The following is a 9,122-nucleotide window of genomic DNA, read 5'->3' on the forward strand; positions in this document are numbered from 1 at the left end:
TAGGGGCGGTAACGCGGGTCGTAGCCGGTGGTCAGCAGCTCCCGGTTGTGCCGCCACTTCGGCTCGGTGTTCGCCGTCGCATTGGTGATGCCACGCAGCCTGCGGATAAACGACCCGTAAGGTTTGATCGCGAGCGAGGACAGGCTCGCTCCCGGAGGCATGTCCATGAACGGCATGAACTTGTCCGGGAATCCCGGCATCGTGCAGGCGATGCAGATGCCGCCCACGTTCGGGCAGCCGCCCAGCCCGCCCATCCATCCGCGCTTGGGCACGTTGCAGTTCACCACCGGACCCCAACAGCCGATCTTCACCTGGCACTTCGGCGAGTTGTAGTCCTTCGCGAAATTGGCCTGCTCGTAGTAGCCCGCCCGGTCACAGCCCTCGTGCACGGTCCGGCCGAAAATCCACTGGGGTCGGAGCTGGTCGTCCAGCGGTGGCGGTGGTGCCGCGCCCGCCGCGTGGTAAAGCACCCAGGTCAGCGTCTCCATGAAGTCGTCCGGTTGGACCGGGCAGCCGGGGACGTTGACGATCGGCAGGTTGCCGGCGGAGGTGAAGTCATGGCCCAGGTAGTCGGCAAGGCCCATCGACCCGGTCAGGTTGCCGGCCATCGCGTGGATCCCGCCGTACGCGGCGCAGGTGCCGATCGCGACGACCGCCCACGCCCTGGGGGCCAGCCGGTCGATCCACCAGTTCAGGGTCAGCGGCTGGCCGGTGTCCGGATCGTTCCCGAACGACGTCCAGTACCCGTCGCCGTGGATGTTCTCGTTCGGAATCGAGCCCTCGATGACGAGGATGAACGGCTCGATGTCACCGCGGGCCGCGGCTCGGTACGGGGCCAGGAACTCCTCCCCGCCGACGGTCGGCGACAGCACCTTGTTGTGCAGATGGACCGTCGGCAATCCCGGCACGAGCCCGGTGACGACATCCTCGATCGCCGGCTGGGAGGCCGCGGTCACCGACACCGTGTCGCCGTCGCAGCTCATCCCCTCGGAGATCCAGAGGATGTGCACCTCGTCGAAACCGCCGCGTCGCGGGCTCCCGGGCTGCGGAGTCACGGACTGCGGGTTCGTGGCCGTCATCTTGGCCTCTCCCTCCTACTGGCGGATGCTGGGGATGGATCCCACGGGCCGGGGTCTCGGATGATCTGCGCGATGAGCCGCACCGCGTCGTCGACGGCCATCCCCGCGGCGCGGGACAGTCCCATCCGCTCCTCGACGACGGCGGGTCGGCAGCCGACGACCAGCACTCGGCCGACATCGCCACCGAGGCCCCGCAGCAACCGCAGGACCACGTCGGGAGACATGCCATGGGCGTCCATGACGGGGATCTCGTCGACGGGGATGTCGTCCACGCCGGCCCCGTCAAGTTCGGGCCGGAGCACCGTGAGAGTCCCCGGTGGATCGGTCGACGAGACCGCGTCGACGAGGATCACCACGTCGTACCGGCCGTCGAGGAGCTCATAGGCGAGATGCACGCCGCGGATCCCGTAGTCGACGACGTCCACCCCGGCCGGCAGGTCCGCCGGGTCGATGCGGCGCACGACCTCCACCCCGAATCCGTCGTCGCCGAGGAACAGGTTGCCGATCCCGGCCACGAGGACGCGCGGTGGGCCCGCGGACGGACCCGCAGACGGACCCGCGCGGGTGGGCGCCGGCCCGCTCATGACGCACCCGGTCCGTCGGTGAGCGGTGCCAGCTCCTCGGGTGCAAAGTAGTAATGACGGCCGTACCACCGGTGCAGATCGGCGGCCGGGTCGTCGTCCAGGGACACCGCGACGTGCCAGGCGCCGTCGACGTCCAGAAAGACGGCCTGAACCCGGGCCTCTCGCCCCATGAAAAACATGTCGTGCGCGTCGCTTCCACGGCCACTTTCACGGCTACGGGGATGCAGCCGGACCCGACTGCCCTTGGCGATCATCACGCCGTCCAGGGAAACACTGTCGCTGTCCGGACGGACCGACCGGTCCGCCTCCGGCTCCCACCATCGCGTGGTCGCGGCGGCGACCGGTACGCCGGCCGGTGCGGCCCCGGACGACGGAATCGGTCGCAGCGACCGGACGGCACCATGCAGGCGGGCGAGGGTGTCCCGCGGGATGCCGTCGACCCGGTCGATGATCTCCGCGGCGCGGCGATCGGTCGCCCGGGCCTCGTGTTTCTCGTCGTCGGTCAGAGCCAGCGTGCGCAGCGAGAGGATTTCATCGATCTCGGTGGCGTCGAAGAGGTCACCCGGGCTCTCGGGGGCGATCCGGGGATGATCGTACAGGATAATCGGCGAGGATAGCATCACATCCGGCGCTCCGTCGGCACCGGCGAGAACGGGAAAGGTGTGGATGTTCTCGCACCCCCGTGTCGCCCCGGCGGCCCAGGTCGGCGGATCGAGCAGCGAGAGGAACCGTCCCCCGCGCACACCCAGGAGGCTGTGTGTCGCGATCATCGATCGGCACAGCGCCATCGGTCGCGCGGCGCCGACGGGGACGTCCGCCACCGTGTTCTCGACGGCCAGGCGCAGCCGGTACAGCCGGAAGGGAGCCGCGGCCCGCGTCACGGACACCCGGACCGTCGCCGAGACCGGCCACCGCCGGCGAACCACCCGACCCGCACCGCCGCGCCCAACGTCGCGGCCCGCCAGGTTGCCGCGATCGTCCAACGGCTCAATCTCCATCAGTGTTGATCTGGACGACGGGAGCCCCCGTGGACCGGATGCGCTCGGCGTCCCGGATGCTCTCCTGATCACCTTCAACCACCGCGATCGGCACGCTCACGCCGAACTCGCGGACGGTCCGCTCCAGCAGCGTCGTCTTGCCCGATCCCGGCGAGCTCATCAGGTTGATCGCCAGCACGTCACGAGCGAGCAGGCGGCGGCGGTTCGCCTCGGCGAGCATGTCGTTCCTGGCCAGCACCCGCTCCTCGACGACCACGGTGCGCGACGAGGTCCCCCCGTCATGCGCGTGGCCGTCATGCGCCGGGCCGGGACTGACGAGGACCGGGCCGACCGGGCCAACAGGGTCGACGGAGGTGAAGGAGGTTAGTCGGGGCGGCGGCGCGGCGTCGTCACACCCGCAGGTTCCACACATCCCACATCACCTCCGCCGCTCGGCACGGGTGTCACCTCGACCGCCTCGATCATCAGCTCGTCGCCACCGACCACCTCGACGTCGGCGCTGCCGCACGGGCAGAGCACCAGGAGCAGGAGGTCGTCGGCCTCGAACGTGACGCCGCACCGCCGGCAACGGGCACGGCCCGGCGGTTCGTCGATCTCCAGGCGAGCGCCTTCGACCGGCGTGCCCGCTGCCACCAGGTCGAAACAGAACCGGACGGAGCCGGGCACGACGCCGGACACCTGCCCGATGACCAGGTGAACCGCCGTGGCCCGCGCCGCCCCGATCCGTTCCACGATCGTGTCCACGACGTTCTGGATGATCGCCAGCTCGTGCATCCGCGGCTCCTCGGCGCCCGGCACGGCCGTGACGTCGGGCGTTCACACCACCGGGGTTCCTGTCCTCGTCGACCGGCGCCCGCACCTGCTCCGGCGCGGCCCGCACTCCGCGGCATCACTGGAGCGCCGCCGCTCGCGGCCGGCCCGTCGGTCTCCCTACCCGTTCGGTGTCGAGGACTACCGCCCGGCGTTGAGGACAGTCCTCGCGGGCGACCTGACAGATCATGGCCGTCGTCACTCTGCTGACAGCGTCCCTTTCTCGATGCCCTCTTCTCGATAAAAACGACAGGACTGCACAAAAGGGCATATTCCGCACCAATCTTGCTGATGGCAGGGTGGCGGCAAAGAATACCATCAGCCGGATGGTTCGCCGTGGCCGCCTCGGTCCGATCCGACCGAAAAAGGGGGACCCATGGCTCTCTCGCGCCCGGCACCGCCGACCGACAATGAGCCAGCAGGACGAGGTTACCGATTTACCAGGGAGCAGCCATGACCGACCAGGAGACATTCAGCGTAGAGCCGCGACACCCCGGCTATGGGGACGTAATGAAGTAACAAATACGCGATCGAGAGCATCATCGCAGGTCACAGGCCTGTGGAGGGTTCGAAACGCGCAAGTTACTTCATTACGTCCCCTTCGAGGTCGACTACCCGGCAGGGGAGCGCGATCGACTCACCGTGTTCTTTCGAATTCTTATGGTCATCCCGATCGCGGTCGTCCTCGCGGCAGTCGGCGGTACAGGATACGACAGAAACAGCGCGGTGTTCGGCGGCGGGCTGCTGTTCTTCGCTCCCCTGCTGCTGATTCTTTTCCGACAGAGGTACCCGCGGTGGTGGTTCGACTGGCATGTCGCCCTACTGAGTTTCACGAACCGGGTCGTGGCCTATCTCACTCTGCTGCGGGACGAATATCCCTCGACGGAGGACGAACAGGCCGTCCACCTGACGATTCCCTATCCGGACGCCGCGCGGCTGAACCGCTGGCTACCCCTGGTCAAGTGGCTGCTGGCGGTCCCGCACTACATCGCGCTGTTCTTCCTGTACATCGCGACGGTGGCGGCGATGATCGTCGGCTGGTTCGCCGTGCTCCTCACCGGACGCCTCCCGCGGGGACTGTTCGACTTCGTCGTCGGCGTGCTGCGCTGGACGAACCGGGTGGTCTGCTACGCGATCATTCTGACCACGGACGACTACCCACCGTTCCGACTGCGGCCCTGAAAGGCCACGGACGACGGCACGGTTCCGAGGGTGGACGACCGGCAGTGGGGTTCGGGTCGGCGGACGCCGTTGTCCGACCGGCCCTCGACGGATCAAGCTACGGCGGATGCCGCAGGCGCGGCCATCCAGGTCAGATCGGCCACGGTGACGACGAGTCGGCGAGCGACGTCGTCGGCCGACCGCCCCGTCTCCAACGCCTCTCGAATGGCTACCCCACGTGCTGTGCGCAGATCCAGCCTGCGCGGATGATCAGCCCACATCAGATCATCTGCCAACGCGGCTCGCTCGAGCGGATCGGACACCTGCAGTACCTGTTCGTAGGACATCACGGGCCGATGGTTACGGCTAGTCGGATCTTTGGCAACATGTGCATGGCGACTTTCTGAGCATCGTGCGCACCCGATGGTCCCGCCATGGCCGCCCGGTGTCCGCTCGGGCCAGACGTACCGACCACGGCGAGGCGACCGACGGTCAGGGCCAGGGGATGTTAGGGCCAGGGGATGAAGGCGAGGCAGACATCGTGGCCGCCGAAGCCGAACGACGTCGACAGCGCCGCGCCGGTCCGGATCGGCCGGTTGTCCATCGTCACCACGTCCAGCGTGATCTCGTCGTCGATCGCCTCGAGGTTGCGGGTCGCCGGGACCGTCCGCTCCCGCAACGTCAGCACGCAGAGCACCGCCTCCACCGCGCCGGCCGCGCCGGCCGCGCCCAGCAGATGTCCGGTCATCGACTTCGTCGACGTCACCGCGACACCGTCGAGCGCCGCGCCCAGCGCGCCGCGCAGCGCGCGGCTCTCGGCGAGATCCCCAGCCGGTGTCCCTGAGGCATGCGCGTTCACGTGCACCACGTCCGCCGGGTCAAGACCGGCGGCGTGCAACGCCCGGCGCACGGCCCGCGCCGCCCCGGCTCCCGTCGGGTCGGGGGCGGCGACGTGATAGGCGTCGGCGCTGACCCCCGCGCCGGCCACGGTCGTGTAGACCCGGGCGCCGCGAGCGCAGGCGTGCTCGGCGGCCTCCAGGACGAACATCCCGGCACCCTCGCCGAGCACGCATCCGTCCCGGGCCTTGTCGAACGGCCGGGACGCCGACTCCGGCGGGTCCTCCCGGCGGGACAGCGCCTGCATCTGCGCGAATCCCGCGAGCGGGAGCGGATGGACGGCGGCCTCCGTTCCACCGGCGACGACGACATCCGCCCGACCGGCCTGGATCAGGTCGACCGCGGTGGCGATGGCCTCTGCACCGGACGCGCAGGCGCTCACCGGAGCGTGCACCCCGGCGCGGGCACCGAGCGCGAGACCCACCGCCGCGGCCGGTCCGTTCGGCATGAGCATCGGCACCAGGTGCGGGGACACCCGGCGCGCCCCGCGCTCCCGGAACACGTCGTACTGGTCAAGCAGGGTGGTGAGGCCGCCGACCCCGGAGCCGACGACGACGGCGAAACGTTCCGACTCCGGCGTGGGGGTGCCCGCGTCGGCCCAGGCTTCCCGGGCGGCGACGAGGGCGAGCCGCTGCCCCCGGTCGAGCGTGCGTGCCTCCACCCGGCCGAGCGGCGGCTCGACGGCCACCGGCGCCGCGATGCGGACCGGCAGCGACTGCGCCCACGGCTCATCGAGCCGGCGGATCCCGGACCGGCCGGCCAGCACGCCACTCCACGTCGACGCGACATCGCCGCCGAGCGGTGTCGTGGCCCCGAGACCGGTGACCACCACCTGCCGCGCCGCCTGCCGGTCCACCCCCTGCCGGTCCACCCCCTGCCTGGCTGTCGTCCGCCTGTCCGCCGTCGGGTCGGTCGTCTCGATGCTCACGCGACGCCTCCGGGAGTGAGGCTCAGCGGCAGCGACGTCAGGCCCCGGTGGATGAGGCGGCTCAGCAGGTCGTCGACGACCTGCTCGGCCCGCGGCCGCATCCCCTCGATCGTGCGCGGAGTGAACGCCTTGCTCACCAGGCCGCGCAGCCAGGTGTGGTCGGGCGGTTCCATGCCCGGGTCGGACTGTACGGGCCGATCCGGTGCTCCCAGGGGCGGTGCGGCGGAATCCACGTGCGGCTCCGTTTCGATGCGCCGAGATCCAGGCGGGCGGACGTCAGTGCCGGGCCAGTGCCGGGCGGTCAGGACGCGTACAGCTCCTCGATCTCCTTGGCGTTCTCCTCCTCGATCACGGCACGGCGAAACTTCAACGACGGGGGGAGCTGGCCGCCCTGGATGGTGAAGTCGTGGCTCAGGAGGCGGAACTTCCGCACCGACTCGGCCCGCGAGACCTGCGCGTTCGCCGCGTCGACCGCGGCGCTGACCTCGGCGGCCAGCCGAGGGTCGGTGTGGGCGGCGGCCTCGTCCAGCTCGTGACCGCCCCGCCGGGCCCAGGCCTGTACGGCGGCCCGGTCGAGGGTCACGAGGGCCGTCACGAACGGCCGGTTCTCCCCGATCACTATGGCGTTGCTGACCAGCGGGTGCAGCCGGATGCGGTCCTCCAGCGGTGCCGGCGAGACGTTCTTCCCCCCGGTGGTGATAATGATCTCTTTGATCCGACCGGTGATGTGGAGATACCCTTCGTCGTCGAGCCGACCGAGGTCACCGGTGCGCAACCACGGCTCGTGCACGCCCGTCCGATCCGGCCAGTAGCCCGACGAGACCTGCGGCCCGGCCACCAGGACCTCGTCCTCGTCGCTGATCGCGACGGTGGTCGCCGGCAGCGGACGGCCCGTGCTGCCCGGCCGGTCGAGCCCGGGATCGCTGATGCTGACGGCCGTCGACGCCTCGGTCAGCCCGTACGCGCCGAGGACGTACACCCCGACCCCGGTGAGGAACTCGGCCGTGGAGGGGTCGAGCGTCGCTCCCCCGCACACGACGTGCCGCAGTCGCCCGCCGAACGCCGCGCGCAACCGGCGGTACACCAGCCGGTCGAACAGCGGGGCCTGAAGCCGCGTGACGAGCCCCAGGCCGCCCTGCCCACGCCGGGCCCGACCCAGCGCGCAGGCGGTCCGTTCGGCCTCGGCGAACAGGCGCCCCGAGAGTCCGCCCGCCGCCGCCCGCGCGCCCTTGCGCATCTTCTCCAGCGCCGACGGAACAGTAATCAGGAAGGTGGGGCGGAAGATGTGCAGCGCCGCGACGAGGCCCCCGGGGTCCGGCAGCAGGGCCGTCCGCACTCCGGCCCACAGGCACCCGATCATGGTTACGCGCCCGAACACGTGCGAGAGCGGGAGGAACAGAATGGTATTGGCCGAGCCGGTGGCCGGACGCATCACCGAGTCCAGCCGTTCCACCGAGTTGACGGCGGCAGAGAAGACGTTCGCGTGGGTCAGCAGGCAGCCCTTCGGCACGCCGGTCGTCCCGCTGGTGTAGAGGATCGTCGCGAGGTCGTCGGCCCGGACCGCGTCCCGGCGCCGGAGCACCTCGGACTCCGCGACGGACTGACCGGCGGTGCCGAGTGCCGACACAGCCTCGTCCAGGGACCAGACGTGCGTCGCGGGAAGACCCGCGGACAGGACCAGGCGCTCGTGGTCGGGTGTCTCGACGAAGCACCACGAGGCCTTGGAGTCACTGATGATGTGGTCGACCTGGTGGGCCGAGGAGGTCGGGTAGACGGGGACGGTGACCGCGCCGATGCTCCAGATCGCGAAGTCGGCAACGGCCCAGCCGTAACCGGTCCAACCCATGATCGCAACCCGGTCGCCAACCCCGACGTCGTGCGCCACCAAGCCCCTGGCGACGGCCACGACGTCTGAGCAGAACCGGCCCGTGGTCACATCGCGCCAGCCTCCGGCCACCTGGCGGGCCAGGACCGGCCGGTCGGCGACCGTGGCGACCTCAGTAAGGACGGCGGCGGCCAACCCTCGGTCGGCGGGCAGCTCAGTACCTCCGGGCACCCGCAGAATGTTCACAGTTGATCCCCGTTCCCGGACACGCATAGATCAGCCCGGATGGTCGACGAAAAACCCCCTATTAAATGCGGCAGAAAAGACGATGACAAAGACGTTCCGACATCGCCCCATCGCTCCGAATGGCACCGCGAGTGGAACGGGACAAGCCCAGCCACTTCTTCATGCTAACCGTCTTTCCAGCCCATGTGAATGGGTACGGACGTCGCTGTGGAGCTGGCCACGATGGTTTTCTTTGATCGATCAATTGTTCAGGAGTACCGATCTTCAAACGTGCCGGTCTTCAGGCCTGCCGGATCAGCGAGCACGCACCGGCGGTCACCGAGGTCAGGGCCGCGGGCGTGCTCCGCGGCCTTGGTGCCGGGCCGGTCGCCGGCTCGTCTGACCTGGACGGATCCAGGGACGGCGGGCCCAGGAACGGCCCGGCGGCGTCGAGGCTGTTGAGGAAGGCCGTGACGACGGGCTGCGGATCCGGAGGCCAGACCGCGTACGCGCCGACAGTCGGTACCGGATCGACGAGCCGCACCGCGACGGGGCCCTTCGTGGGCACGTGCGCGCCGCGATCCGCCGACGCGAAGGCCACCACCGGCCTGGTCG

10 protein-coding genes and 1 pseudogene are annotated in these 9,122 nt (G+C 69.9%); 1 reads left to right on the plus strand and 10 read right to left on the minus strand.

Annotated features, from left to right (window positions below; genetic code table 11):
- From AC08OQ_RS08590 to AC08OQ_RS08610, 5 genes are all read right to left on the minus strand, one after another.
- A partial coding sequence (locus AC08OQ_RS08590; protein WP_476605449.1) for an NADH-quinone oxidoreductase subunit B family protein occupies positions 1–1,079 on the minus strand: 1,079 nt, incomplete at its 3' end.
- The gene (locus AC08OQ_RS08595) at positions 1,076–1,663 is read right to left on the minus strand and encodes a hydrogenase maturation protease (protein WP_476601479.1); all 588 of its coding nucleotides are present in this window, start codon (positions 1,661–1,663) and stop codon (positions 1,076–1,078) included. The genes AC08OQ_RS08590 and AC08OQ_RS08595, both read right to left, overlap by 4 nt.
- Positions 1,660–2,661: a hypothetical protein gene (locus AC08OQ_RS08600; protein ID WP_476605450.1), complete on the minus strand. Its 1,002-nt coding sequence runs from the start codon at positions 2,659–2,661 to the stop codon at positions 1,660–1,662. The genes AC08OQ_RS08595 and AC08OQ_RS08600 overlap by 4 nt, the downstream gene beginning before the upstream one ends.
- On the minus strand, positions 2,651–3,073 hold the full coding sequence (locus AC08OQ_RS08605; RefSeq protein ID WP_476601477.1) for a GTP-binding protein: 423 nt from the start codon (positions 3,071–3,073) through the stop codon (positions 2,651–2,653). The genes AC08OQ_RS08600 and AC08OQ_RS08605 overlap by 11 nt, the downstream gene beginning before the upstream one ends.
- Positions 3,025–3,435, minus strand: coding sequence for a hydrogenase maturation nickel metallochaperone HypA/HybF (locus AC08OQ_RS08610; RefSeq protein ID WP_476601476.1), 411 nt, complete (start codon positions 3,433–3,435; stop codon positions 3,025–3,027). Before AC08OQ_RS08610 ends, AC08OQ_RS08605 begins: the two co-directional genes overlap by 49 nt.
- 696 nt (positions 3,436–4,131) lie before the next feature.
- Here AC08OQ_RS08610 and AC08OQ_RS08615 point away from each other — a divergent pair.
- Positions 4,132–4,653, plus strand: a complete 522-nt coding sequence (locus AC08OQ_RS08615) for a DUF4389 domain-containing protein (RefSeq protein ID WP_476605451.1) — start codon at positions 4,132–4,134, stop codon at positions 4,651–4,653.
- Between the two features lie 92 nt (positions 4,654–4,745).
- Here AC08OQ_RS08615 and AC08OQ_RS08620 read toward each other — a convergent pair whose 3' ends face one another.
- The 5 genes and pseudogenes from AC08OQ_RS08620 to AC08OQ_RS08640 form a co-directional block, all read right to left on the minus strand.
- Positions 4,746–4,979 carry a hypothetical protein gene (locus AC08OQ_RS08620; RefSeq protein WP_476605453.1) on the minus strand — a complete coding sequence of 78 codons (234 nt, stop codon included), beginning with the start codon at positions 4,977–4,979 and terminating at the stop codon, positions 4,746–4,748.
- Positions 4,980–5,140: 161 nt separating this feature from the next.
- Positions 5,141–6,400, minus strand: a complete 1,260-nt coding sequence (locus AC08OQ_RS08625; protein ID WP_476601481.1) for a beta-ketoacyl-[acyl-carrier-protein] synthase family protein — start codon at positions 6,398–6,400, stop codon at positions 5,141–5,143.
- A gap of 53 nt (positions 6,401–6,453) precedes the next feature.
- Positions 6,454–6,630 (minus strand): hypothetical protein, encoded by a 177-nt coding sequence (locus tag AC08OQ_RS08630; RefSeq protein WP_476601474.1) that lies wholly within the window; start codon positions 6,628–6,630, stop codon positions 6,454–6,456.
- A 128-nt stretch (positions 6,631–6,758) separates the two neighbouring features.
- Entirely contained in the window at positions 6,759–8,528 is a 1,770-nt protein-coding gene (locus AC08OQ_RS08635; protein ID WP_476605452.1) for an AMP-dependent synthetase/ligase, read from the minus strand.
- Positions 8,529–8,808: 280 nt separating this feature from the next.
- Positions 8,809–9,122 (minus strand): annotated as a pseudogene (locus AC08OQ_RS08640) (LysR family transcriptional regulator); the annotation flags it as partial.

The sequence above is a fragment of the Frankia sp. CcCS3 genome, assembly GCF_977927575.1.

Excerpts from the sequence above, each read along its gene's own strand:
- AC08OQ_RS08595 (WP_476601479.1), bottom strand. The coding sequence starts at position 1,663 with ATGAGCGGGCCGGCGCCCACCCGCGCGGGTCCGTCTGCGGGTCCGTCC.
- AC08OQ_RS08600 (WP_476605450.1), bottom strand. The coding sequence starts at position 2,661 with ATGGAGATTGAGCCGTTGGACGATCGCGGCAACCTGGCGGGCCGCGAC.
- AC08OQ_RS08605 (WP_476601477.1), bottom strand. The coding sequence starts at position 3,073 with ATGTGTGGAACCTGCGGGTGTGACGACGCCGCGCCGCCGCCCCGACTA.
- AC08OQ_RS08610 (WP_476601476.1), bottom strand. The coding sequence starts at position 3,435 with ATGCACGAGCTGGCGATCATCCAGAACGTCGTGGACACGATCGTGGAA.
- AC08OQ_RS08615 (WP_476605451.1), top strand. The coding sequence starts at position 4,132 with ATGGTCATCCCGATCGCGGTCGTCCTCGCGGCAGTCGGCGGTACAGGA.
- AC08OQ_RS08620 (WP_476605453.1), bottom strand. The coding sequence starts at position 4,979 with ATGTCCTACGAACAGGTACTGCAGGTGTCCGATCCGCTCGAGCGAGCC.
- AC08OQ_RS08630 (WP_476601474.1), bottom strand. The coding sequence starts at position 6,630 with ATGGAACCGCCCGACCACACCTGGCTGCGCGGCCTGGTGAGCAAGGCG.